The organism is Fretibacterium sp. OH1220_COT-178 (assembly GCF_003860125.1).
Taxonomy (GTDB): Bacteria; Synergistota; Synergistia; order Synergistales; family Aminobacteriaceae; genus CAJPSE01.
Map to the genome: position 1 here is coordinate 38,312 of NZ_RQYL01000004.1, position 25,154 is coordinate 63,465.

The following is a 25,154-nucleotide window of genomic DNA, read 5'->3' on the forward strand; positions in this document are numbered from 1 at the left end:
CATTTCAGCTAAATTGAACTCAGAGGCGAATTTTTTTCAGATTTTGCTGCGCCTGAACGACGGCGGAGATCGTCGAGGCCATAGCGCCGACCTTGTTCGCAGCCTGATGCATGACCTCAATGGCCTCGTCCATCTCTGCGGACGTTTGATTCAGCTTGTCCCCGGAGTCCCGAATCATCGCCTCCATGGATTCCATGGTGGACTTGTTATTGGACAGGCAGTCGGAAAAGGAAGAAAGGGTGCGCTGGATGCTCTCGAAAAGGGAGTCGATGCTGCGCATGCTCTCCATAGTCCCATGTACGGACCCGGATATCTCGTTCACCTTGGCGTCGATGGATTCGGAGGCGTCCTTGGTCTCCGCCGCCAACTCCTGAACATTGCGGGCGACGACGGCGAATCCCCTGCCGTGTTCGCCTGCGCGCGCGGCCTCTATGGAGGCGTTGAGGGCCAAAAGATGGGTCTGTTTGGCGATACGTTGGATGTTTTTGGAGATCTTGCCGATCTCCAAAAACAGCTCCAAGGTCTTCAAGGTAGCGTTCAGGGTGTTTGAGACGTTGTCGCTCATGCCCTCGAGGGTCGTACCCGATCTTGCCATTTCCTCCATCAGGTTGGCGTTGATCGTGTTTATGGCCTCGACCCCCTGCTTCGCATCCCGACAACCGGCTTCGAAGTTCTCTCTCAAAGCCTGCAGAAGCGCATAGAGACGGGAGAAGCGATCGGACGTATCCTGGACCTGATCCTCCACCTTGAGGACGCGTGAAACGAGCACCTCGTCCAGCTGGGACATGAAGGAGTCCATCTGGACGTTGACAAAATAAGCTCCGGCGAGAGACCGTATCAGGGGCAGATTCTTCTGTGCCATGGGGCTTCTCCCGTTGCGTCAATGCCCGTAAATCTGGTCGACGATATCCGATCCGCATCGGAGCCCCCCGAACCAATCGAGAAACCTCTTGACGTTCTCGCGCCCTTGGATCACGGCGCCGTGTTGGGGGGCAATCATCTCGATGTCCAGAGAGGACACGCGGCGCACCCAGCTTCGGCACGCGGCGTTGGAGGCCATGTAGCGCCGATGGAAGGCCTCCATGTACGGAAGATGGCTGTCGAAGTTTTCCACGACGGGATAGCGTTTCCCCTTCGGAAAAAGAGCCGCCCCGATATCCCCCGTGAAGAGGATCTTCGAGAGCGGATCGTACAAAGAAAAACAGCCCGTAGAATGAAGAAAATGGGAGGGGATCATCAACAATTCATTTCCTCCCTCCAGGCTGAGGCGCCCCCCCGCATCGGCGATGGGAACGATGCGCCGTTCGTCATAGACCCCAAAGTGTGGGAGGAAGCGCACCCAGAGTTCCGAGATGTGAACGACGGCCTTTTCCGCCATGGAAAGCCACAGCGTGATCCCCGACGAGACGTCGGGGTCCTGATGGGAGTAAAAGATATGCCGGATATCCTTCAAATCGACGAGTTCGGCCACGTTTGCCAGCACGCGCGGAAAGACGTGGGCTCCTCCTGGATCGAGAAGGACGATTTCCCTTCCGGAGGAGACGACGTACTGATTGGTCTGGACGGCCATCCCCTCCTCCTTTTCCTCCCACCCCAACATGATGAAGTGGTGGTTTTGCTGATCAAAAAGAGCGAAGGATTCCAACTGCTGCACAAAAATGCACCTCCCCCGAACGGAAACGCAGGAAACGCTGCAAAGACCCTTTCAGCAACGGCTCATGCCTCGAAGAGCTCGGAGAGGATCTCCGGAACCCTTTCGATCCTCTTGACCCGGGTCACGTTGCTTCCGCAGAAGAAAAGCCCTTTTTCCCAATTCCCCTTATAGGCGTCGACCAGGGCCGCGGCAATGCAGAAAGTCTCGCGGGTCTTGCGATAGCGGCAGTGGGTCAGGCAATTGGCAAAGCAGGGGTTGCTGGCCACCTCCCCTTCCAGATACTTGGCCACGAAGGGATTGCGTATGGCCCTGCCGGGAAGCCCCGCGGGGCTGTGAATGAGCACGACATCGTCCTCGGTGGCGTCGATGTAAGCCTGCTTGAAGCGATCCGAGGCGTCCCCTTCTTCGGTGCAGGCGAAACGGGTCCCCATCTGGACTCCTTTGGCCCCAAGCCCGAAAGCCCGAATAAGATCGCTGCGGTCCCAGATCCCTCCCGCCGCGATGACGGGGATGTCCGAGCGCATCTCCTCGGCCACGAAACGCACCACTCCGGGCACCGCCGTCTTGAGAGACAATGCCGGATCGTAGACCTGCTCCATGGTCATGGCCCCCAGATGTCCGCCCGCCGTCGCGGGTTCCTCGACCACAAAGGCGTCGGGAAGGCGTCCGTATTGCTTCTCCCAGCGGCGCGTGATCAGGCTGGCCGCTTTTGCGGAGCTGACGATAGGCACCAAGGCCACGTCCGGAAAGTCTTTGGTGTATTCCGGCAGTCTGAGGGGCAGTCCTGCCCCGGAGATAATGATATCCGCCCCGCCCTCCGCAGCGGCACGAACCTGCGTGTCGTAGTCCGTCAACGCCACCATGCAGTTGACGGCAAGGATCCCCTCCCCGGCGATGGAACGGGCCTTCGCCAGCACTTCCTTGATCACGATGCTGTTGGCTTCGAAATAATTGTGCTTCGCAAGGCTGAAATGCGGTGAATCGTGGCAGAGGCCGACGCTCGCGATCGTTCCGATGGCGCCGCATCGGGCCACGTGTCCCGCGAGGTTCGCTCCAGAGATACCGACGCCCATCCCTCCCTGGATCAGAGGATAGCGCGCCTGATATTTTCCTATCCTTAAAACCGGCATGCCCGTGATCACCTTCAGCCCCACTCCTTTAATCTGTACGAACTTCACGATGCGAGGGACGAGAACACGAAGAAAAGCGACCTTCCCCCAGGAGGGTTACGGTTTTCCATCCATATCTCGCCGGCCGGATTTCCCGTTCGTTCCAAAGCACCCGGCATGCCCTAAAGTATAGCATGAAACGGACTCAAGGCCTTTGTATATCCCAGCTTTTTCGATTTTTTCGCATCAAGCGAGGCTTTTTTGCATTACAGCGGCGTCGTATCTCTCCTTTCTCCCTCCCCGGCTCCATCTCGAAAAAGAGGGGTAGAGGCGCGGGATGGCTGCAGAGTCGCCGCGCCTCGCTATTTGCAGGGACTGTACCCACAGCTGAAGCAATAGGCGCAGCCGGAGATCATCTCCATGGGCGAGCTGCACTCAGGACAGAATGCACCGCCCTCCCTCACGTTGCGGGCAACGTCTCCCCTCTCGATCAGCTTCTCCAACAGGAGCGCTATGGCGTCCGGAATGGAGCGGGCCACATGTTCGTCGTCAAAGCCGAACATCCAATACTCCTTTCCGGAGAGTCCTTTCAGCGTATCGATGAAGTCCTCCAGCTTGCTCCCCGAGCGCAGGCCGATGGAGATGACCCGAGAGAGGGCCTCCGTCATGGCCTTGAGCTCCGAACCGCTCTTTCCGACGTTGATGAAGATCTCAAACGGGTCGTTGCCGTCGAAGTTCAGCGTAATGTAGATGCTGCCCCAGGGGGTGCTTTCCTTGATGGTCTTGCCGAAGACGACCAGGCCGGGGCGGGCCTTGACGCTCTGGCTGGCGAGCGTCTTCTCCTTCTCGTCCCCCTTCTTGATCTCTATCGGCTGGTAGGAGCGCGATCCGTCCCGATAAATGGTGATCCCCTTGCATCCCAGAGCATAGCAGGATTCGTAGACGCGCCTCACGTCCTCCACGGTAGCCGCGTTCGGAAGGTTGACCGTCTTGCTGATGCCGCTGTCCACGATTCGGGCGAAGATCCCCGTAACCCTTACATGCTGGGCCGTCGAGATATCGTAGGCGGTCACAAAGCTCGTGTCCGACAAAGCCCCCGTGGTTCGATACTCCTCGCGCTGTTCCTCCGAGAGCAGTTTGTGCCAGAACTCCCTCTGCTCGGTGCCCGAGCCGTCCACCTTCGCAATGTGACGGTTCCACGACCAGGCAAAGTTGGGCTCGATCCCCGAGCTCGCGTCGAGGATCATCGATATGGATCCGGTCGGCGCGATGGAGAGGCGCCGGCTGTTCCGGAGCCGGCCGTTCACGAGATTTTTCAAAACGGCCTTCGTCTCATGGAAGGACAGCCCGGAGACGGGGCTGTCGAGTTCCGACAGCGTGTTGACCAAGGTCAGAGGAATCGTCTCGGACTCCTTCATATGAGACAGAAGCTGCGCGCACTCCTCCTTCGAGAGGCGCTCGAACCAGGATTCGCTGAAGAGAGTCCCCTCGCTGAAAAGGGCCTCCCCTCCCTCGATCTCCTTTTTGAACGTTCTGAAGAGATCTTGGACCAGCGCGTGTTCCGGGAAGGGATCCTTGCCTCCGTCGCTGACGATCTGAGCCGTTGCCGCCAGGGCGGAGGCCGCCAGGGCCCCCCCAAGATCCTTACAGTATTGCTCGAACTCGGGGCTCCCGTACACGATTCCCTGAAGGATCGAGGCGTCGGCCAGCCCCATGATGCCCAGTCCGACGGGACGTATTTTTCGGGTTCGCTCCCCGATTTTGGGCAGAGGATAACTGCATGCGTCGATGACGAGGTCCAGATAGTACATCGACCGGAAGACCTGATTCCGGAAACCCGCCCAGTCGAACACCCCGTCCTTGACGAAGACCTCCACGTTGATGGAACCGAGGTTGCAGCTGGTGTAGTTGGGCAGAGGCTGCTCTCCGCATGGGTTGGTGGACTCGATCTCCCAGTCGGGATCCATTTTCAGAAGGTTGTCCTGACGGGCCCTGTCGATGAAGAAAACTCCAGGGTCCCCGCGCTTCCAGGCACTCTCGGAAATCTGTTCCATCAATTCCCGTGCTCTGAGCGTGCACACGACGCTCCCGTCGGCGCGGGAGTGCAGATCGAACGTTCCGTCGCGAGCGGCCTCCTGCATCAGCTTGTCCGATACGGCAACGGACACGTTGAAGTAGGAGAGCTTTCCGTCCTCGGTCTTGCAATCCACAAAACGGCGAATGTCCGGGTGGTCGTCGAACAACATGCCCATAAGTGCGGCGCGTCGCTTGCCGCCCTGCACCACGACGGCTCCCATGGTGTTCCAGGTCTCCATGAAGGAAACCGGTCCGGATGCCTTTCCCCCCGTCCCCCCGCCGATCTCGGAGCCAAACTCCCTTAGATGACCAAAATTGCCTCCGACTCCCCCACCGAACTTGCTGATCACGCTCGCGTCCTTGACGGATTCGAAAATTCCTTCGATGCTGTCGGGGATGTTGATGACGAAACAGGCAAAAAGCTGTTGGTTTTTGGTCCTCGAGGAATGGATGAGGACGTAGTCCTCGAAGGACATTGCATCCGCCCTCTTGTAAAGGACTTCAGCGAATTGGGGCTGGACCGTCAATCCTGCCGAGGAACTGAAGAGGCAGGGAGAATTGAAGAGAAAGCGGCGATTCAGAATGTCGCTGGCGATATTCTTCTCGAGGGTTCGAAGCCATTCCACGGCGCTCGGGTCCTCGGAGTCCAGATAGAGGGTCTCGGCCGAGGCGATGGTGCGGGCGATGCGCCGGGCAAACTCCTCAAAACTCCGCTCCTTTCGAAGCGCGCCGATGGAGGCGTCGTAACGCTGAACGAAATAACGCTGCGCCAAAAGCCACATGGCGTTCTCCGAAAGTCGGGGGTCCGATGGAGTCTCCAGATGTTCCGGAGCGATGTGCGTGTCGAAACGTTCTTTAAGCAAATAGTCCAAGATTCAACTCTCCTTTGGGCAAAGGTCCGCAGGAATTATACATGAGGGGGCAATGGACGACACAGAAACCCCGATCTCACGATCGGGGTTTCTGTGTCGTTTGCTTCCCGAATCTTATTCCATTTCCCGATCGGCAGCGGGCAACCTGCAATTTAAGCCCGGCGCGTGCTCAAACGACGACGCATACGGTTTTTTGGGAATTGGATTGATGCGCCAATCCAAAGAAATGGAAAAACGAGGCTGTCATTATCGGGCAACCGCCATCCAGACGATTTCCTGCCCTGCATAGTCCCCCTCGGCGGGCAGAATGTCCAGCCCCGCAGAGCCTCTGAGCTTCAATTGCTTGGCCTTTGCGGCCAGCTCGTCTCTGAAGGCGACATCCGCCACCGTGCCGAGATAGAGTACCCCGTCCTTCTTGAGAAGGACGACAGCCATATCCATCTCCTTGGCGATCTCCTCGAGAGCGGCGGCGTCGATCTCCGGATTGGCCTTGAATGCGGGTTCCGCGACTGTTTTGACGTTCAGCAGACGATCCAGAGGCGAGGGTTCCGAGGCCGACTTGAACTGGGAGGCGGCCTTCACGATCCGGGCCATCAGCCCCTTGTCCGCGGGGACATCGACAAGCGCGTGCTCGGCGAATGCGGTATCGAACCGGGGGGTCCATACACCGATGAAGGGTATGGACAGCTCCGCACCGAGCACGTCCTTTACGAGGCCCAACATCGCCGGATGCAGGTTCGCAAGGAGGTCGTGAAGGGGAGAGCTCCGATCGTTCACAGCTCCGTTCAGAAACGCCTGGATCGACTCGAAGTCGATGAAGGAGGTGCCCATCGAGGTTTTCTCCAGGAGGTCCTTCAATCTCTCCGAGAGCTCGGGAGCCTTGGAGAGGCTTTTCGGATCCTGCGTGCCCAGGAAGAAGGTCTCCCCCTTGATTCCCAGAAGGACGGGAGCGGGGAGCATCTGGGGATCGACCTGAAGCATCTTGTGCCATTCGGCCATCTCCACGGGAGCGGTGGGGACCATCATCGAGAAATCCTCGTGCTGGGTGACCTTCTCGAAGATCGAAAGGGCCGCGCCCTTCTGGCCGGTAACCGCAAGATACAGGCCCGGCATCTTGGCCCCGGCGAAGGAGGAGCTTCCGCCGCAGACCAGGGAGATGCTCCCCGAGAGAAGGTCCTCGATCTCGGTCTCGGTGATGCCGTAGCCCGCGAGCTTCTTCATCCCCTTCTTCCATACTTCTGCGATCTCGGGATAGATTTCGAAGTCCGACCCCTTGATGGACAACTTCGAACTGAGCGCAAACAAGGGCCTGCCCGCTCCGGTCAGGAAGACGTCTCCTCCGGGAACCGGGACCAGCCGCCGCAGGCGATCCACATAGGCTTCGCTGAGGGCTTCTTCGACATTGGCCCAGAGGGAGACGATGAAGCGATCCGGCTTTTTGTCGAAATTGTACTCGACCTCCAGGGGGGCTTTGAAATATTTTTTGAGCACGTCCAGATCGAGGTCGTCGGGCTTTTTGTCCTTAGCCCCTTCTCGGGGCTTCTGCTCCATGGCAATCTTGACCAGGGCCGAAAAGTCGATGTGCAGGCGGGCAAAATCCTTGCCCTCGTGACGCGGTTTGACGGCAAGGCGATCCTCGGCTCCCTCGAGAGCCTTCAGGCTGTCCTCGAGATTTTGGGCGGAGAGACCGATGAGAAGAAGGCTGTCCTTGGCCGTAACGGCAACCTGACCGTTGATCAGAAAATAGGAGCCCTTTGTTCCCTTCTGAGGGACGGCATTGAGCAGAGGACCAAGAGCCAACGCTCCGTCGCCGAGGATGAGGGACGTGATGTCCTCCGGCTTGGCCTTTCCCTCCTCAACGAGCTCCAATTTAGGCTGAAGCTCCGCGGGCAGAGCCATCGCAACCTGGAGGAACGGGACGAGGTTTTCGTCCATTCCGGTGACCAGAGCCGTGGTTTTTACGGGCATCTTGCTGACGATGGCGGCGGCCATTCGGAAGCCGTTCAGGCTGTCCTCGTCCATAAGCGGAGCGAACAGCTCTATGTTCTTGTCGGAAAGGATGGTACGGGCCAATCCTCCGAGGTCGTCGACGTTCAGCACCGCATAGATGGAGTTGGCCGGTTTTGAGCTCAACGCCTTATCCGGCGTGGCCCCCCAGGCTGCGGACGTAAAAAACACCGCAAGCAACACAAGCCCCCCCAGAATTTTTGCCCGAATTCCAGACATAGCGAACAGCCTCCTTAGCCTTGACATAAGAGTCGGGGATGAGGAAAGCTCCTCATCCGGGAAAATGACGCCCGCAGCCTATGCCTCGGCATAGGCCGTGTAGATCTCCAGAAAAGATTCCGCCTTCAGGGAGGCTCCCCCCACCAGAGCTCCGTCGATGGCCTCCATCGAAAGCAGCTCCTTGGCGTTTGCACCCTTAACGCTGCCCCCGTACAGGACCGCGGCATCGACCCCACCCTTCGCGAGGCCCGCTATCAGCTCCTTGCTCCAGGCGCAGACCTCCTGTGCCTCGTCCGCGGTCGCGGATTTCCCGGTTCCGATGGCCCACACCGGTTCGTAGGCGTAGACGATCCGGCCCAATTCATCGGCGGACAGAGGCTCCAAGGCGGAGCACAACTGGCGCCCCATCACCTCGAAGGCCCTGCCCGACTCCCGCTCCTCCAATGTCTCTCCGTAACAGAGGACGGGCGTCAGACCCGCAGCAAGACATGCCTTCGTTTTTTGGGCGATGAGGCCGTCGCTCTCCCCAAAGATATGGCGCCGTTCGCTGTGTCCGATGATGACGTGAGTTGCGCCGCACTCCTCGACCATGGGTATCGATACCTCGCCCGTAAAGGCGCCCTTGGGTTCGAAATGGACGTTCTGCGCGCCAAGAAGCGGGGCGGGACCCTCCATGGCCCGTATGGCCTCGCCCGCCGCCCAGAGCGCGGTGAAGGGCGGAAAGACAGCGACCTCCAACGCCTTTCCCACCACGGCAGCGAGAGGCTTCGCGCTTTTTTCGAACTCGGCGAAAAAAGCCAGAGTTTCTCCCCGCGTCATGTTCATCTTCCAGTTTCCATAGAGTCGAATCTTTTTCACAGACCCAACCTCCTTTTCTTGGGCAGTTCTGCAAATCAACGGATCTCGAAGGGAGCCATACCGGGAAGCTTCTTTCCCTCGCAGTACTCCAGGCTCGCTCCGCCGCCCGTCGAGACGTGAGAGACCTTGGAGTCGAATCCGAACTCCCGCACGGCAGCGGCGGTGTCCCCTCCTCCGATGACCGTCACCGCCCCATCCTTTGTGCAGTCTGCGACCGCCTGACACAAGGCCTTGGTTCCGCCGGCGAAAAGAGGATTTTCGAAGACCCCCATCGGCCCGTTCCACAGAACCGACCGGGCTCCTTTCAGGGCCGAGGCGAACAGCTCTATCGTCTTCGGGCCGATGTCCAGCCCCATGAGCTCCGCAGGCATAGCGGAGGAGTCGGCAATTTTCGTCTCGGTGGCGTCCAGGCCGGAGGCGACCACACTGTCCAGAGGAAGGAGCAGCCGGACTCCCTTGGCCTTGGCCTCTTCCAGGGTCTCCCTGGCGAAGTCGAGCCGATCGGTCTCGCAGAGGGACCTGCCGATCTCGAGTCTTTGGGCCCTCAGGAAGGTGTAGGCCATCCCCCCGCCAACGAGGATCGTTGTGGCCTTGTCCAGAAGGTTGCCGACGACATCGATCTTATCGGAGACCTTCGCCCCCCCCAGGATCAGGACATAGGGCTTTTCAGGGTTTTCGCTGACGGCCCCGAGCATCTCCCCCTCCTTCACAAGGAGGTCCCCGGCGAAGGAGGCGAGTAAAGGGATCACCCCGCTGGTGGAGGCGTCGGCCCGGTGCGCCGCACTGAAGGCGTCCATGACGAAGACGTCGAAGGGCTTCGCCAGCTCGGACGCAAAGTCGGGATCGTTCTTCTGTTCCTCGGGATGAAAACGCACGTTCTCGAGAAGGACGATCTCTCCCCGGGGCAGTGCCTCCATGGCGGCCCTCACCTTGGGACCAACACAGTCATCGACGAAGCGGACCCTCACACCGTAAGCGTTTTCCACGTCCGGGGCGATTTGCCTCAGGGAGAGGGAGGGATCAACCCCTCCCTTGGGGCGTCCGAAATGGGAGACCATCGCTACGGAGGCTCCCCCATCCAGAAGTCTGCCGAGGGTGCTCCAGTGAGCCCGGATTCTGGCGTCGTCAGAAACCCTTCCGTCCTTGAAGGGGACGTTGAAGTCGACCCGAACCAGTACTTTTTTATTCTCTATGTCCTTGCGCGCGAAGGTTTTCAACTGCATTTCCGTTCCCTCCCTGCGGTTCGTTTTTCGTGGGCTCGTCTCGTTTCATCGCCATGTTCTCGGCGTATTCGATCAACCTCTGCCAACGATATTTTACCGTACTTTTGGTGATCGGAGGCGAGAGCCCCTCCCCCAGTTCCGAGAGCGAGACCTCAGGGTGATTCAGTCGGGCCTCGACCATCTGCCGCATCGGAGGGGGGAGCTGATCGAGCATCCCGGCGTCCCGAATCTTCAGGGCGAGCGCCATCTGTTCCTCCGCAACCCTGAGCGTCCGTTTGATGTTGGCCGTATCGCAGTTTCGGATCCTGTTCGCCCGATCCCGCATCGACCGCATGATGGCCTTGTCCTCCATCCGGAGGGAGATTCCCGTCAGCCCTATCTTGCTGAGGAACGTCACGATCTTTTGCTGATCTCTCAGGATCAGCTCATGAGTTCCGTGAAGCAGGCGCTTCTGCCAGGCCATTCGGGTCCTCTGCAGGATCCCCTTCAGAATTGCCGCAACGGCCGGAGAGGCCACGCGCAGAACCAGATAGTAGCCGGACTTGGGGATGTAGAGTCCTCCGCACCCTCCCCACAGACCACGCAGCCAGGCCCAATGAGGGGCGGCCAGAGGAACGGTATCCGAGAGCGCGGTCCCGTAGGACTCCAGCTCGTTCCGAAACCCGTCGGGCAATTGAAGCTGCACTCGGCCCTTCATGTCATAGGGCACAGAAAGGGCGTCCGCAACGTTCCATTGGGCGGCCCATGTGCTCTTTCGCCAGAGCCGGAGCAGCCGACGAACGGCCCAAAGCCTGGCGGTTCCCAGACGGAGGGGGTCGCCGCGATCGGAAAAAAGACCCGAGAGAAGTCCGGCGCACTCCCCGTCCACGAGCGGGGAGGGTTCGACGGGATAGGCACTCCACTCGTCCCAGAGCTCCTCGACCAAGGAGTTCAATCGGGTTCTCCAAGCTCCCGGCAGAGACGGAAGAGAACGGCCGCCAATTTCTGGGAATCGTGCCGCAGAAGATTGGACTCCGTCACCCGCATCATGGGGACCTCGATACAGGTGCAACCCAGCCGACGCAGCGCACTTCGCTGATGCCGATCCAAGTAGAGGGGTTCCGCACCGTCCCGGCGGTACGCACAGACGATATCGTCCGGTATGGGATCGCTGTTGACGATGATGTAATCCGGAATCGAGCCCAAGGCTGCGGCGACCCATTCGAGATGTTGAAGGACGTTCATCCCCTCGGTCTCCTCCGGCTGGGTCATCAGGTTGCAGATGTATGCCTTCGGCGCATGGGATTCCCTCAGCCTGTTCGCGAAGTCGGGCAGGAGAAGGTTGGGGATCACGCTGGTGAAGAGGCTCCCGGGTCCGAGCAAAATCATCTCCGCGCCGTCCACTGCTTCCAGCACGTCATCGAGGGGGCGGGCGTTCTGGGGTTCGACCCAGATCTCCTTGAGGTGGCGACCGTGCCGGGAGATGTCGAGCTCGCCGCGCACGCGCTCTCCGTCCTCGGTCGTGCCGACAAGGGCTATGGCCTCTGTGGTCACGGGCAAAACCTTGCCGCGTATGGCCAGAAGATGGTTCATCTGCTCGACGGCAAGCCGAAAATCGCCGCAGAGCTCCGACACCGCCAGAAGCAGCAAATTCCCCAAGCTGTGGCCGGCGAGTTCGCCCCGATCGAAACGAAAATCCAGCAGCCGCTTGAGCGAGTTGTCGTTCTCCGCCAGGGCCACCATGCAATTTCGAACATCTCCGGGCGGCAGAACCCCCCATTCGGTGCGGAGCCGACCGGAGCTTCCCCCCTCGTCCGTCACGGCGACAACGGCCGTGATATTTCGGGTGAAGGCCTTCATTCCCTTCAAAAGCGTCGAAAGCCCGGTTCCCCCGCCGACGGCGACGATGGAAGGCCCCGAGGACAGCCGGCGTGCGATGGCCCCCTGGAAAGGGTCTGTGGACCTGGCCCGTCTGCCGCGAAAAGGACGGACGTCAAACACCACCATCAGGAAGAAGGTCGTGAACACCCCCAGCGCAAAGCCTAGAGCCCAATCGATCACCATGACTGCACCCGTGCCTTGTCCCTGTGGATGATCCCGACGCCGCCCCGAAGGTCCTCGTAGCGTCGGTACAGCCATTCCGCAATCGCCACGGAGCGATGCCTGCCCCCCGTGCATCCGATGGCTACGTGCAGTTGAGCCTTGCCCGTCTCCAGATAGCGGGGCACGACAAAATCCAGAAAACGGCCGCTTTGCTCCAGAAAATCCACGGTCTCGGGGAAGGAACGGAGATAATCCCGGACGGCATCGTCCTCCCCCGTAAGGTTTTTCAGCTCGGGAACGTAGAAGGGATTGGGAAGGAAACGCACGTCCAGGACATAATTGCTGTCCTGGGGAACACCGTACTTGAAACCGAAGGAGCTGATGATCAGCGACGTTCCGTTTTCCGCATCGCCGCCGAATTCCTTGAGCAGGCGTTGCCGGTGCTGATGGAGGTCCATGAAGGACGTGTCGATAACCACGTTGGCCTGTTCGAGCAAAGGCGCGAGAAGTCTGCGTTCCCTACGTATTCCCTCCTGGATGGAGAGGTTTTCTCCCAGGGGATGGCGGCGGCGGGTCTGTTCGAAACGGCGGATCAGAGCCTCGTCCGACGTGTCCAAAAAGATGATCCGCACCCGCGGCATCGTGCTTCTGATGTCCTCGACCACCTTGAGAAATCCATCCGGGAGATCGACATTGCGGATATCTATCGTGGCGGCCACTCCCGTCTGCGATGCCTCACGATGTCCGGCCAACAGAAGGAAAAGCTGCGGCAGAAGGCTGGGAGGTATGTTGTCGATGGCGAAAAAGCCCAGATCCTCAAGTACCTTCAGAGCCGTAGTCTTGCCGGCTCCGGACATGCCCGTCACAATAACGAACTGTTTGACGCCCTCCGTATGCTCCTTCAAATCTTCCCCCCCGATCGGACTGCCGCCGGATTCCTTCACGGGCCCGCCAGGATATTGTACACGCCAAGGTGAAAGAAGGGGCCCTTTTTTCTTTTCCTCCCCTTGCGCCGTTCTAAAAACCACCCTTAAAACCACCCCAATTCAGCGCCTTTTCCGTCCTCGCCATGAGATATAATCATGCGCAAGCAAGATTTCTTCCGTTGACCCTTATTCCGTTTTACAAGAAAAAGGAGGATGGAAATGCGATTGAAGCAGGTTTGTCTCGTGCTGTTTCTGGTGCTGTTCTCGTGGGGGGCGGGCCCCGGAGAATGCGCTCTTCCCAAGGGCGTGCAGAGCTTTGCCCCCACGGGAAGAGTTGCGGACAACGTCTCCTTCCGTATCGTCTTCAAGGAACCCATGGTTTCTAAGAGCGAGGTCGGCAAGGCCATGGCCCCCAAGGATTTTCCCTTCAAGGTCCTGCCGGCGATCCAGGCCGAGGGCAAATGGCAGAATCCGCGAACCTTCACGGTCCGTCTGCTGGCGCCCCTGAAGAAGGGGACGGCCTATTCCGCCGAGCTCCGCGAGGATCTGAAGAATCTCAAAGGAAACGCGATCGGCTCCGGGACGTTCCGCTTTCAGACCGACTCCCTCGTCCCCGAGGGAGTCCGGGGGGCGATGGGACCCAACGGTCAGGCCGCTCTCATCCTGGATTTCAACATGCCCGTGGCTCCCAAGCGTCTGAGAGGTTTTTTGAGCGTACTGGACGAGTCGGGTAAGGAACTCTCTTACTTTTTTGGGGGGGAACACCCCTCCAGGACCATACGGGCCTCGGTCAATCTCAGGGACACAAGCAAGGCGCAAAAGCTGTTTGTGAAACTGAGCAAAGGACTGACCCCCCAGGAGGGGGACCTTGGGCTGGAGGAGGACCGCGTTTTTTCCGTGCTCTTCAAGCCGACGCTTCTGGTCCACCGCATGGCGGGCGAAGAGGGGGCGATCTCGATCCGCTGCAATTTCGAGGTGGACCTCGAGGCCGCGAGGGACTTCATCGCCGTGGAGCCGTCCGTCCCCTTCACCCTGAACTCCGGATACGACGGGGAGTTTACCCTGAACGGCGATTTCGGGCCGAGGAACCGATTTGTCCTCACCCTGCGCAAGGGACTGCCCGCCAAGAGCGGCGGTGTCGTCCTCGCGGAGGATTTTACCCAGGCCGTCATCATGCCGGACCTGGAGGCCTCCGTCTCCCTGCCCTCTCCCGGAATGTACCTGACGGCGACCGGAGGGGGGAGGATTCCCCTCGAGCTGGTCAACGTCAGAAAGCTTCAGGTGGATTTGTGGCGCCTCTACGAGAATAACATCCCCTACGTCATTCGGGGGAGTTACGACTCCTTCCAGAGGGATCTGGCTAGACGCGTCTACAGCAAGGAGTTCGAACTCTCCCTGCCTCTGAACGAGCGGGTGCGCCGGGCTCTCTCCCTGGAGGAGCTCGGGGGGGGCAAACGAGGGCTTTTTCTGCTCTCCGCCCGGGACCTGGAGGGAGAGTATTGGGAGGAACAGACCCAGATCATCAACCTGAGCGATATGGGCCTCGTGGCCCGCGTTTGGGAGGACGGCCTGCTGCTCTGGGCCAACACGCTCTCCTCCATCCAACCCGTCGAGGGAGCTGAAGTACGCATTTACAGCAGTTCCAAGCAGGTGATTGCCGAGGGGAAGACGGACGCGGACGGAATCTTCACGGTCCAGAGGCCGGAGCCCTGGGGGCAGGCGGAGGACGAGTCCCCCAGCCTGGCGGTCGTCAGCCGCGGAGACGACATCACCTTCGTCCGACTCAGCCGGGGGCTGATCTCCCAGGAGACCTTCGAGACCGCCGGTCGGCCCTGGCTGCGGTCCGGTTACGACGCGGCCCTCTTCTCCCCCAGGGACATCTACCGTTCGGGTGAGGAAGCGCAGTTCAAGGCGATCGTTCGCAACACCGACGTGATGCCCCCCAAACCCTTCCCCGTGCTCTTCATCGTGCGCGACCCCCTGAACCGAAAGGCCCGACAGGAGACGGTGCTCCTCAACGACGAGGGGGGGGCGCTCCTCACCCATGCGCTTCCCTCGAACGCCATGACGGGGCTCTGGAACGTCTCGGTCGTCGTTCCCGGCAAGGAGGACGAACCTTTGGCAAGGATGGGTTTCCACGTCGAGGACTTCGCTCCGCCGCGCATCGAGGTGAAGACCGAGACGGACTCCAAGTATGCGACTCATGGGCAAACAGTAGCGGTGGACGTCCTCGCCCGCTATCTTTTTGGTGTCGAGGGCGCGGGATTGCCGGCCAGGATGTTCTGGTCCGCCCGGTCGTCCGGGTTCGTTCCCACCCGCGCTCGGTGGAAGGGCTACAGCTTCGGAGACGATTCGAGGAAGTTCTCGCCCGTCGAGGGCGAATTCGACGAGGTGGTGCTCGACGACTCCGGCAAGGGGCAGTTCAGCCTCACGCTCGACGCCGACTGGCAGGCGCCGTCGACGATCGCACTGAACATGAGGGCCGAGGTCCAGGAGGACGGCGGACGGTGGGTCTCCAAGTCGCTGACGCTCCCCTACTATCCCGCCCCCTGGCTTCTGGGAATTGCGGCGCCCGAAGGGGTTTTGGCCGTCAAGAAGGATCTGGACTTCAAGATCGCAGCGATCGATCCCGAGGAAAATCCCGCGGATCCCGGCGAGCTCACGGCGACCCTTTATCGCGTCTCCTGGAACTACAACCTGGTGGAGCTGGACGGGTATCGGCGCTGGCAGAGCTCCGAGGAGCTGACTCAGGTCGAGGAAAAATCCGTCTTCCTGAAGGATGGCACAGGAACGGTATCCTTCAATCCTAAACGATGGGGCACCTATCTGGTCCGGATTGCCGACGAGGGGGACAACGCCCGTGCGGCCTACCGCTTCTACGCGGACGACCCCGAGTACGCGGAGCGCGGCGGCTCTCAGTTGCTCGACCGGGTTGAGATCGATCTGGACAAGGAGTTTTATAAGGCTGGGGAAACCGCCAGGGTGACGCTGCGCTCGCCCTTCGAGGGGTTGTTGCTGTTCAACGTCGAGGGGGCCAAGGAGATCTCCCGCAAGGTGCTGAAGGTCGACAAGGCGGAGACCGTCGTGGAGGTCCCCGTGACCGCGGACATGGTCCCGAACGCCTGGTGTACCGCATGGCTCATCCGTCCGGTCGTCGAGGAGGAGGCCTGGGGGAGCCATCGGGCCGTCGGTGTGGCGTGTCTGAAGGCGGATCTGGCCCCCTATCGCCTGGATGTCGCCATGGAGGCACCCGAGAAGGCGGAACCTGCCGTAAGTCTGCCGGTGACGCTGACGCTCAAGGATTTCGAGGGAAGGCCGGCGAAGGCCGAGGTCTCCCTGGCGTTGGTGGACGATGCCGTGTTGGGGCTGACGGGCTACAGGACCCCGGACCTTCTGCACCACTTCTGGGGCCTGAAGGAGCTGAACTCCCAGGGATACGACCTCTATGATCTCCTCGTCCCCGTCGAGTCCCGTGGGACGGAGCTCCTGCATCCGGCGGGAGGTGCGGTCATGGCGGCACTTGCCGGTTCGGACACCGCCCAGCGCTTCAAGATCCTCTCTCTGTTCCAGGGCGTCCTCTCCGCGGACGCGTCGGGCGTCGTGAGGACGGAGTTGGCCCTGCCGGAGTTCAGCGGGCGCGGAAGGCTTTTTGCCGTCGTCGCCTCGGGCAACCGATTCGGGATGGCGGAACAGAAGGTCCAAATCGCCCGCAGCGTGGTGACGGAGGCCGACCTGCCCCGCTTTGCAGCGCCGAACGACGAGTTCAAAGCCCCGATTACGGTGTTCAACACCTCCGAGGAGAGCCGTGACGTCAAGATCGAGATTCTGGTGCAGGGCGGATTGAAGCCCGCCGACTCGGAAAAGGTTCTCTCGATCGGTCCCAAGAGCTCCGTCCGATGGGAGACCTCCGTGAAGGCACTGGACCCCGGAACGGCGGTCTGGAGCGTCCGGACCTCATGGGTCGAGGAAGGCGTGGAGAAATCTTTCGCTCAGGAGATCGAACTGCCGGTCCGCTCTCCGTGGCCCGTCGTCGCAAAATCGGGCTCCGGAACCTTCGAGGCCGGGGAGACCCGCATCGACATTCCGAAGAAGGATTTCGCGGGCGAACCCCTCGGCAGCCTGACCCTTGCGGACTCTCCGACCGTGGACCTCACCCGGGCCGTCTCCTATCTTTTGAACTATCCTCACGGCTGCCTGGAACAGACTCTCTCCGTCGCCTGGCCCTTCCTGGTGCTTCCCGAGGCCGTGGCTCAGATCGATCCCCTTCTCGTCAACAACCTGCTGGTCAAGAACAAGGTCGACACCGCGATCGCCCGGATTCAGGCCATGCAGCTCTACGATGGTTCTTTTGGGCTGTGGCCTGGAAGCACCTCGACCTACAGTTGGGGCAGCGTCTATGCGGCGCACTTCCTCACCGAGGCGCGCAAGGCGGGCGTGAACTACCCCGAGGAGATGCTGCAAGGGGTCCTGAACTGGATGAAGCAGTTCCTGGCCTCCCTTCCCGGCAACCGTTATTCCACCGAGGAAAAGGACGACTTCACGGCCAAAGCCTACGCGGTCTACGTGCTGGCTTTGAATGGGGAAAAACCTCTCGGCTGGATCGAATATCTGAAGGAAAACCAGATCAATATGTGGCCGTCCGGCCCCATCTGGCTTGCGGGCGCAACGGCCCTGATCGAGGGGCGGCCGGACGCGCTGCGTGCGTTGGGCACCGGAGAGGGCGGCAAGGCTTCTGCGGAATCCCGATACGCGACCCTGGAGTCCGAGGTGCGTAATTCCGCGCAGCTCCTCTCCCTCTGGACGGAGGTGGACCCCGGGGCCCCCGAGGTCGGGACCTTGGTCGCGCGTCTCCTGAAATACGGGAAGGAGAACCGCTGGTACGGTACTCAGGAAAATGCATCCGTCATGATGGCCCTGGGTCGGTACAGTCTGAAGGTCGGCTCCGAAAAGTCCCAGCTCGAGGGAGCCGTGCTCGACGCCGAGGGAAAGGAGCTGCTTCCCTTCAGAAGCGGTGCATCGTCCGCGATCGCGTTGGCCGATCTTCCCGCCTCCGGCGGTCTTCTCTCCCTCAAGGGAACCGGCAGGGGGTACTACAGCTGGACGATCACGGGAACGCCGAAAGAACGCCCCGATCCCGAAAATCGTGGATTGGAGGTGCGAAGCGTCTGGCTCGATGAAAAGGGAAAGGAGCTCGACCTCGGGAAGCCCGTCCCCCAGGGCACACGGATTCAGGTAGAACTGACCTTGAATCCCGGTTTGCCCATCGGCAATCTGGCCGTCTCCTGTCTGCTTCCCGCGGGGCTGGAGCTCGAGAACCCGAGATTGTCGGACGCGGAGGAGGGGGCGCAGCCTTACGGCGTCCGCAGCGACATTCGGGACGACAGGCTGCTGATCTTCTTCGACCGCCTGTCCGGTCAGACGACGTACCGTTTCCAGGTCCGTGCCGTCACGAAGGGAACCTTTACCGTACCGCCCATCTCGGCGGAGGGCATGTACGATCCGGATGTCCACTTCATCGGCGAGACGCCCGCCGCGCTGACCGTTAAGTAACGAGCCTCATGCAGAAGGGGGGCCCCCGTGCAGGGGCCCCCCTTCTGCATGAAGACGAACGCAGCCCCGCCGATAAGGCGGGGCTGCGCAACAGAAAAGCGAGGAATCGTTTAGTCGAACTCGCGGCGTTCCTTGATGCGGGCGGCCTTTCCGCTCAGTTTGCGGAGGTAGTAGAGCTTGGCGCGTCGCACCTTGCCCAGACGCTTGACCTCGATCTTCTGGATGGAGGGGCAATGGAGGGGGAAGATCCTCTCGACTCCCACGCCATTCGAGATCTTGCGAACCGTGAAGGTCTCGCTCAGCCCACCGTGCTGGCGGCCGATCACGATGCCCTCAAACACCTGGATGCGCTCACGAACGCCCTCCGTCACCTTCACATGGACGCGAAGAGTGTCGCCGGGGCGAAAATCCGGCACCCCCTCCGTCTTGACATACTTCTGCTCGACAAGGTTCAGTATATTCACTTCCGCAGTTCCTCCTTCAGGAAAACAAAAGATTCAATTCAATTTTCAGTTCACCGCGCTCCCAGAAAACGATCCAAGGCAACGGCGACACGGATCGTCAGAGGGAGCGTCCCCTCCGATCCGAAGAGGCCGGTCCAGAGAACCTCGGGGCCCAACTCCCCGCAATCTTCCGCGGACTCGGGGAACAGAAAAAGCACGGGACCGCCACACCCCAGACAACGGCGCTTGACCTCCAGGCCGTGCAACGCTCCGTCGCGTCGCTCGTTCAGGACCGCAACCTTCAAAAGGTCCTTGTCCTTCTCCTTCCGTTCGATCCACTCGAGAGCCCGCGCCAAAGAGCCGAAAACCTTTGGCGCGAACTCCTCGGGGAGGCCCGATATCGTCTCGAAGGCCCCGGGGTTGGGAACGATGAAAACCGGCCGTCCCAAGCCGTAGGTCCGACATAACTGAACGACTTCGAAGACGTGTCCGGAGACGAAGGGAGCATCGTCCCCGATCAAGGCCAGATAGGCTCCTCCCCCGAGATAATCACGGATCGCAGCCCGGGAAAGAAGGTCGGGCCGACGGGCCAAAGTTCGTTCCACGGCCCGGGTACGCCGCCAAGCCCGGATATCCGCGGCGTTTCCGCCCAGCAAAACTTTAGGAACATCCATCCCCTCCCAGGAGGCCGGCCGGGTATAATGGGGGTGGTCGAGCATTCCCCTGTAAAAGGAGTCCTCCGCAACCGCCTCGCCTCGGCCGACAACCCCCGGCACCAAACGGGACATCGCGTCGACGATAGCCATTGCGGGAATCTCCCCGCCGGTCAGAACGCAGTCCCCCACCGTTACTTCGAGATCCACCTCGCGCTCGACGAAGCGTTCGTCCAGCCCCTCGTAATGACCGCAGAGAATCACCACGTGGTCCTGGCTCGCGAGGGTCTCGATGACCTCCTGAGTCAATACGCACCCCTGTGGCGAGGGATACACCACGAAGGGACGAGCGGCCTTACCGCATTGCGAGGCAAAGCTCAGAGCGTCCGCCAAGGGCGGTGCGGCCAGGACCATGCCCCCCGATCCAAAGGAGTAATCGTCGATCTGACGATATCCTCCTCGACCGAAATTTCTGAGATCGACGAGATCCACGCGGACAAGCCCTTTTTTTACAGCTCGTCCCAGGATGCTTGTCGAGAGAAAATCCCCGAAGAACTCGGGAAAGGCGGTCACGATAGTGACATGCATCAATCCCAAAGCCCCTCGATCAGAGAGAGGCGTATCCGACCCTGCTCAAGATCGATATCCCGAACGAATTCCTCCACCGCCGGTACGTAATGCAACCGTCCGTCGATCCCCCGAATTTCGTACGTCTCGCAAGCACCGGCCGAAAGGATATTCTCGACCGTACCCAGGGGATGGCCCTCCATGTCCTCCACACTCAGGCCGATGAGGTCATCGATCCAAAAGCGTCCTTCCGGCAATTCGACGCGGTCCTCGGCCGCAATGAGAATCTGGGCACCCGATACGGCCTTGGCCTCATCCCGATCCCGAAGATCGCTTTCCAAGATCAAAGTGTCCCTGCCCTCGTTGAAACGAATGCGTCTCACCTCGAGCGTCCGCAAAAAAACGTCGCCCCTGTAGAGATCGACGGTATCCATCCTCTGAAAACGCTCTGGAAAATCCGTCAGGGGAACTATGGACAGCTCTCCTCGAATCCCATGGGGCGAGGAGACGCGTCCGATGACGACCTTACCCTCGGGAGGCCCTCCGGGGCTGGTCCCCTCACTCCTCGACGATGTCGACATCCACCCGCTCTCCGGCTTTGACGGCGGCCGCTTTGGCCAAAAGCCGAATCGCGTTTATCGTGGCCCCCCGTTTCCCGATGATCCGTCCGACGTCCTCATGGGCGACGCGAATCATGACCTTGATCCCATTTTCCTCCTCACCGCACTCCACGCTGACGACCTCCGGCTGAGTTACGAGGTATTTGGCGATAAACTCGACGAGCTCCTTATAATTGACCATTGTGGCACCTCCTACTTTTTTTGCAGGTGTATTAAGGGGTTGTTAAAGGGTAAAGGCTTTTCCAGACGACTTTTGCATCTATAAAATGGATTGGGGCGATGGGGCGCATCACACCCCTGACCGAACCTCCGATTCAGACGGGCTAGCGGGCCTTGGCGCTCTCAAATTTCTCCCAGATGCCCTGTTTCTTCAAAAGTCCTCTGGCCGTATCCGAGGGCTGGGCTCCGACGCTCAGCCAGTAGAGCGCGCGATCCTCGTTGATGGCCACGGCTGCCGGGTCCGTCATGGGATTGTAGGTCCCGATCAGTTCGATAAACTGACCGTCCCGAGGCGAACGCGAGTCCGCAACCACCAGCCTGTAAAACGGGGCTTTCTTCCTTCCTTGACGCGACAAACGAATTCGTACTGCCATGTGTGGAACACCTCCTGAAAAAATCGAAAACGATGCGATATGCCATTCCAAAAACACCCTTGTCAAAAGGGCAAGACCCAAACGAGAGGAGCGCTCCCGACCGTCTCAACCTCAAAAAAAGCGTCCCGACCTTCCGAAGAGGGAGCGAAGATTGGGGCCTTTCCCCCCCGAAGAGAAGGTCTTGAAGAGTTTTTTCATCTGCTCGTACTGCGCCAGCAGCTGATTTACCATTTGAACGGACGTCCCGGAACCCAAAGCGATGCGCCTTCGCCTCGAGCCCTTGATGATGCGGGGATTGAGACGTTCGGCGCGCGTCATGGACTGAATGATCGCCTTGTTGCGGCGAAGGATGGAATCGTCCATCTGAGACGCATCCAACCCTTTGATGCGCCCCACACCGGGGATCATCTCCATCACCTTGCCCAGGGGGCCCATCTTTTCGATCTGCTGGAACTGAAGCAATAGGGTTTCCAGTGTGAACGCCTTGCCCTTGATGCTCTCGGCTATCCGGGCGGTATCCTCCGCACCGGCGGCCTGGACCTTCTCGAGCAGGCCCTGAATATCCCCCATGCCCATGATACGGCTCGCCATACGACGGGAATCGAAGACCTCCAGGGCATCCGTCCCCTCTCCGACCCCCGCGAATTTTACGGGAACGCCCGTCGCGGCCCGTATGGCCAAAGCCCCGCCGCCGCGGGCGTCGCCGTCCAGCTTGGTCAAGACCAATCCCGTCAGGCTCAACAGTTCGTGGAAGGAGCGTGCGACGTTGACGGCCTCTTGGCCCATCATCGCATCGACCACCAGCAATTTTTCGTGCGGAGGCAGCGTCCCGGCAACGGAGGACAGCTCCTCCATCAGTTCCGGGTCCACATGAAGCCGCCCGGCCGTATCGAGCAAAATCACATCGTGCAGGCGGGAGGCTGCATATTGGGCCGCACCCCGCACGACCTTCAGGACATCCTGCTCCCCTTTTTCCGGGCCGAAAAAAGCGACCTTCGACTGCTCGGCCAGAACCCGCAGCTGATCCACGGCGGCAGGACGGCGAAGATCGCAGGCCACAACCAGCGGGCTATGAGAATCCTTGAGGCGTCGGGCCAGCTTGACGGTTGTCGTCGTCTTTCCGCTGCCCTGAAGGCCGACCATCAAGACCACGGTCGGTGGTTTCGGAGCGATGGCGAGTGGAGCCGGATCCCCCATGAGGGCGATCAATTCCTCGTAGACGACGGTCGAGATGTGCTGCGCCGCGGAGATGGATTCCAGGACATCGAGCTGCACGGCCCGTTCCCTGATCCTCTCGACAAGCTCACGGACAACCTTGAAGTCGACATCCGCCTCGAGGAGCGATTTGCGTATCTCCCGGAGCGCGAGATCGACGTCGGCCTCGGAGAGCTTTCCCTTACCGCGCAGCCGGGAAAGCGCGGACTCCAATTTTGTTTTCAGGGCCTCGAACATCACATATCGACTCCTTTAGCAGGGAGCCGCCTCTTCGAGGGCGTCAGCCCTCGAATGGCGTGCTCTTCGCTATCTCGTTCAACGCAACAATTTGCGTTGAACGAGGCGCAGGGAGTAGTTTCACAAAAAACAGTTCTGAGATAACCGCACTTCCCGCCACATTCTCGCCTCAACCGCCGCGTTGGCTCAACGAGGCGCAGGGAGCAGTTTCACAAAAAAACAAAAAAACAGTTCTGAGACAACCGCACTTCCCGCCACATTCTCGCCTCAACCGCCGCGTTGGCCGAACGGGGCTCAGGGAGTCATTACGAGTAAATGGCCTCGACGCGGACAAAAGCACATTCTCTCCGCTGCCAAAACTTGGTCCGACATGTCTCTCCGCACCCTTTGACGAGAAAACCGAGCGATCGACGCAACTCGCTGCGTCTTACCAGGTTCGTTGACCCTCAGATCGGGAAACGAACTTATGCGTCGACCCCTTCCGGCCTTGAATGAAGGACCTCAAGCTCTTGTTCCAGCTCCCGAATCCGTCCTTCCAGACGTTCGACGATCTCGGCGAAACTCAGCTCTCGCTCGATGGTCTCAAGCCGATCCATAATACGCCGAACCAGGATATGCACAGCCTGGCGCGTCACCCCGAGGAACTTGGCAACCTCGGCAGGCGCGAGGTCCGAGAAGTAGAGCATTTCGTAAACGCTCCTCTGACGCTCCGTCAAAAGAGGAGAATAAAGGTCGTAGAGCGCATTGTAACGTATCCGCCGTTCCAGACGTTCCCTGTCGTCGTCCCAAGCGGCCATATTGCATCCTCCCCTTGCCCGGAACGATCGAGCTTGATCTGGATTTCTCCAGGCTACCAGGAATTATAGAGACTTCCAAATATCTTGTCAAGTAAATTTGTTTTACGCCCTGAGCGTTTCGGAGGTGCCCGAACTCAAGTTCAGATGGATTCCTTTGCGGGCTCCAAAGCGAGCGAGACGGGACAAAGGACCAGAGCGAATGACAGGTACCACAAGAACCAGTCCAACAGGGGCGACAGGAGCGGATCCGTGCGCACGTCCGCCAGAAACCATCGGGCCCCGAAGGCGTAAACGACCCCGAGGATCCAAGGCAGAAAGAATTCGGGGCGAAGCTTGTTTTGCACCCATTCGGCATCAATTCGAAAACGCAGTCCCCACAAAGTCAGCCAAAAGCAGGGGGTAAAGACGGCGGACAGCACCAGAACCTTCAAGATTCCGCGGCCGGACCACAGGTGCGAAAGTCTGGGCCAGCCCAAAAGTCCGATCAGAAATGTGCTGGCCACAACCAAAAGGACGACCTTCGGCCTATCGAAGTACTCCTCCACCTCGATGTCGGGCTCCCAACGCTGAGACGTCCGTCTGGGCGGGGTGCAGCCCTCGAAGTTCTTTTCTTTCTCGGGAACATAGGTCGCGGAAAAAGCGGGCTCGGGCTCCGGATCCGGCTGTTTGACGGTGGGGCGAAGCAAGTCTTCGTTGTGATTCCAGAGTCCCCTGCTCCGATCATATTGCCAGCGCGTCTCCGGATTGCCCAGCACCCTCCACGCCTCAAGCACGTCCTCAAAATGGCGCACCGCAGAAGGGTCGGGATTCATGTCGGGGGCATAAAGCCGGGCCATCCTTCGAAATGCCATCTTGATCTCTTGGTGGGAGGCCGTCTCCAGGACATTCAGCACAGTATAATAGTTCTTGAAGCTATCCAATGGACCTCCATCCTTTCTGATCCCCTTCAAAACGGATAGGTATGACAAAGGACCGAATCGACCGGCATTCCTCTTCCGGCTGCCGCAAAAATGTCGGAGCTCAGAAGATTTCCCGTCTCAAGATCCTTCGTTCTTCGAGCGCACGCATCAGAGGAAGGCCTACAAGATAACAGGCCCCGGCCTGACCCAACCCCACGTAGAGACAGGTGGGCAAGAGAGGAGTTTCGAGAAGAATGTGCAGCATCCCTCCGATCATCAGCATATTCACCAGAACGGGGGGCAGTCCGGCCAGCCACAGCGTGGGCATACGGCGGCTCAAGACCGCAGCCAGGAGGGTTGCCCCGGTCCCCACGATCACGTCGAGCGCCCCATACCCCCCGAACAGATTGGCGACCAGGCATCCCACGGCCAGACCGGGAACCGCCTCGGGAAGAAAATAGGGCAGAAGCGTCAGCCCCTCGGAGAGGCGAAACTGGACCGGCCCGTAAGAAAGCGGTGCCAGCGAGACGGTAAGAACGGCGTATAGAGCGGCGATCATGCCGCCCGAGGCAATGGTTCTGAACTTCATCGAACGATAGCTCCTTGCAAAAAGT

20 protein-coding genes are annotated in these 25,154 nt (G+C 59.9%); 1 reads left to right on the top strand and 19 read right to left on the bottom strand.

The window, feature by feature from the left end; genetic code table 11:
* Window positions 1-19: 19 nt before the first annotated feature.
* From EII26_RS13590 to rapZ, 10 genes are all read right to left on the bottom strand, one after another.
* Window positions 20-862, bottom strand: coding sequence for a methyl-accepting chemotaxis protein (locus EII26_RS13590; RefSeq protein WP_124887575.1), 843 nt, complete (start codon window positions 860-862; stop codon window positions 20-22).
* A gap of 18 nt (window positions 863-880) precedes the next feature.
* Window positions 881-1,654, bottom strand: a complete 774-nt coding sequence (locus EII26_RS02525) for an MBL fold metallo-hydrolase (RefSeq protein ID WP_233572560.1) — start codon at window positions 1,652-1,654, stop codon at window positions 881-883.
* Between the two features lie 62 nt (window positions 1,655-1,716).
* Window positions 1,717-2,784: an NAD(P)H-dependent flavin oxidoreductase gene (locus tag EII26_RS02530; RefSeq protein WP_124887682.1), complete on the bottom strand. Its 1,068-nt coding sequence runs from the start codon at window positions 2,782-2,784 to the stop codon at window positions 1,717-1,719.
* Between the two features lie 341 nt (window positions 2,785-3,125).
* Window positions 3,126-5,711: an adenosylcobalamin-dependent ribonucleoside-diphosphate reductase gene (locus EII26_RS02535; RefSeq protein ID WP_233572561.1), complete on the bottom strand. Its 2,586-nt coding sequence runs from the start codon at window positions 5,709-5,711 to the stop codon at window positions 3,126-3,128.
* A gap of 246 nt (window positions 5,712-5,957) precedes the next feature.
* The gene (locus EII26_RS02540; RefSeq protein ID WP_124887576.1) at window positions 5,958-7,937 is read right to left on the bottom strand and encodes a hypothetical protein; all 1,980 of its coding nucleotides are present in this window, start codon (window positions 7,935-7,937) and stop codon (window positions 5,958-5,960) included.
* Between the two features lie 78 nt (window positions 7,938-8,015).
* Complete coding sequence (gene tpiA, locus EII26_RS13355; RefSeq protein WP_233572562.1) at window positions 8,016-8,795, bottom strand: triose-phosphate isomerase; 780 nt, start codon at window positions 8,793-8,795, stop codon at window positions 8,016-8,018.
* Window positions 8,796-8,830: 35 nt separating this feature from the next.
* Complete coding sequence (locus EII26_RS13360; RefSeq protein WP_124887577.1) at window positions 8,831-10,018, bottom strand: phosphoglycerate kinase; 1,188 nt, start codon at window positions 10,016-10,018, stop codon at window positions 8,831-8,833.
* Complete coding sequence (whiA, locus tag EII26_RS02555; RefSeq protein ID WP_124887578.1) at window positions 9,978-10,952, bottom strand: DNA-binding protein WhiA; 975 nt, start codon at window positions 10,950-10,952, stop codon at window positions 9,978-9,980. The genes EII26_RS13360 and whiA overlap by 41 nt, the downstream gene beginning before the upstream one ends.
* Entirely contained in the window at window positions 10,949-12,061 is a 1,113-nt protein-coding gene (locus tag EII26_RS02560; protein ID WP_124887579.1) for a gluconeogenesis factor YvcK family protein, read from the bottom strand. The genes whiA and EII26_RS02560 overlap by 4 nt, the downstream gene beginning before the upstream one ends.
* Entirely contained in the window at window positions 12,055-12,945 is an 891-nt protein-coding gene (gene rapZ, locus EII26_RS02565) for an RNase adapter RapZ (RefSeq protein WP_124887580.1), read from the bottom strand. The genes EII26_RS02560 and rapZ overlap by 7 nt, the downstream gene beginning before the upstream one ends.
* A 246-nt stretch (window positions 12,946-13,191) precedes the next feature.
* Between rapZ and EII26_RS02570 the strand changes: the two genes are divergently transcribed.
* The gene (locus tag EII26_RS02570; RefSeq protein WP_158612111.1) at window positions 13,192-18,516 is read left to right on the top strand and encodes an Ig-like domain-containing alpha-2-macroglobulin family protein; all 5,325 of its coding nucleotides are present in this window, start codon (window positions 13,192-13,194) and stop codon (window positions 18,514-18,516) included.
* Window positions 18,517-18,626: 110 nt separating this feature from the next.
* Here the strand turns inward: EII26_RS02570 and rplS are convergent, their stop codons facing one another.
* From rplS to EII26_RS02615, 9 genes are all read right to left on the bottom strand, one after another.
* The gene (gene rplS, locus EII26_RS02575) at window positions 18,627-18,980 is read right to left on the bottom strand and encodes a 50S ribosomal protein L19 (protein ID WP_124887582.1); all 354 of its coding nucleotides are present in this window, start codon (window positions 18,978-18,980) and stop codon (window positions 18,627-18,629) included.
* 50 nt (window positions 18,981-19,030) lie between these two features.
* The gene (gene trmD, locus EII26_RS02580) at window positions 19,031-20,200 is read right to left on the bottom strand and encodes a tRNA (guanosine(37)-N1)-methyltransferase TrmD (RefSeq protein ID WP_124887685.1); all 1,170 of its coding nucleotides are present in this window, start codon (window positions 20,198-20,200) and stop codon (window positions 19,031-19,033) included.
* Entirely contained in the window at window positions 20,200-20,760 is a 561-nt protein-coding gene (gene rimM / locus EII26_RS02585) for a ribosome maturation factor RimM (RefSeq protein WP_124887583.1), read from the bottom strand. Before rimM ends, trmD begins: the two co-directional genes overlap by 1 nt.
* Window positions 20,738-20,980, bottom strand: coding sequence for a KH domain-containing protein (locus EII26_RS02590; RefSeq protein ID WP_124887584.1), 243 nt, complete (start codon window positions 20,978-20,980; stop codon window positions 20,738-20,740). The genes rimM and EII26_RS02590 overlap by 23 nt, the downstream gene beginning before the upstream one ends.
* A 142-nt stretch (window positions 20,981-21,122) precedes the next feature.
* Window positions 21,123-21,392 (bottom strand): 30S ribosomal protein S16, encoded by a 270-nt coding sequence (gene rpsP / locus EII26_RS02595; RefSeq protein ID WP_124887585.1) that lies wholly within the window; start codon window positions 21,390-21,392, stop codon window positions 21,123-21,125.
* 111 nt (window positions 21,393-21,503) lie between these two features.
* Complete coding sequence (gene ffh / locus EII26_RS02600; RefSeq protein WP_124887586.1) at window positions 21,504-22,844, bottom strand: signal recognition particle protein; 1,341 nt, start codon at window positions 22,842-22,844, stop codon at window positions 21,504-21,506.
* 464 nt (window positions 22,845-23,308) lie between these two features.
* On the bottom strand, window positions 23,309-23,641 hold the full coding sequence (locus EII26_RS02605) for a sigma factor-like helix-turn-helix DNA-binding protein (protein WP_124887587.1): 333 nt from the start codon (window positions 23,639-23,641) through the stop codon (window positions 23,309-23,311).
* Between the two features lie 140 nt (window positions 23,642-23,781).
* Window positions 23,782-24,561, bottom strand: a complete 780-nt coding sequence (locus tag EII26_RS02610; protein WP_158612112.1) for a J domain-containing protein — start codon at window positions 24,559-24,561, stop codon at window positions 23,782-23,784.
* 100 nt (window positions 24,562-24,661) lie between these two features.
* Window positions 24,662-25,129, bottom strand: coding sequence for a QueT transporter family protein (locus tag EII26_RS02615; protein WP_124887589.1), 468 nt, complete (start codon window positions 25,127-25,129; stop codon window positions 24,662-24,664).
* Between the last annotated feature and the right edge of the window lie 25 nt (window positions 25,130-25,154).

Coding starts and splice junctions, on each gene's coding strand:
- trmD (WP_124887685.1), bottom strand. CDS start 20,200: ATGCATGTCACTATCGTGACCGCCTTTCCCGAGTTCTTCGGGGATTTT.
- EII26_RS02530 (WP_124887682.1), bottom strand. CDS start 2,784: ATGCCGGTTTTAAGGATAGGAAAATATCAGGCGCGCTATCCTCTGATC.
- rpsP (WP_124887585.1), bottom strand. CDS start 21,392: ATGGCAGTACGAATTCGTTTGTCGCGTCAAGGAAGGAAGAAAGCCCCG.
- EII26_RS02615 (WP_124887589.1), bottom strand. CDS start 25,129: ATGAAGTTCAGAACCATTGCCTCGGGCGGCATGATCGCCGCTCTATAC.
- EII26_RS02540 (WP_124887576.1), bottom strand. CDS start 7,937: ATGTCTGGAATTCGGGCAAAAATTCTGGGGGGGCTTGTGTTGCTTGCG.
- EII26_RS02590 (WP_124887584.1), bottom strand. CDS start 20,980: ATGGTCAATTATAAGGAGCTCGTCGAGTTTATCGCCAAATACCTCGTA.
- EII26_RS13360 (WP_124887577.1), bottom strand. CDS start 10,018: ATGCAGTTGAAAACCTTCGCGCGCAAGGACATAGAGAATAAAAAAGTA.
- EII26_RS02560 (WP_124887579.1), bottom strand. CDS start 12,061: ATGGTGATCGATTGGGCTCTAGGCTTTGCGCTGGGGGTGTTCACGACC.
- ffh (WP_124887586.1), bottom strand. CDS start 22,844: ATGTTCGAGGCCCTGAAAACAAAATTGGAGTCCGCGCTTTCCCGGCTG.
- rimM (WP_124887583.1), bottom strand. CDS start 20,760: ATGTCGACATCGTCGAGGAGTGAGGGGACCAGCCCCGGAGGGCCTCCC.
- EII26_RS13590 (WP_124887575.1), bottom strand. CDS start 862: ATGGCACAGAAGAATCTGCCCCTGATACGGTCTCTCGCCGGAGCTTAT.
- EII26_RS02605 (WP_124887587.1), bottom strand. CDS start 23,641: ATGGCCGCTTGGGACGACGACAGGGAACGTCTGGAACGGCGGATACGT.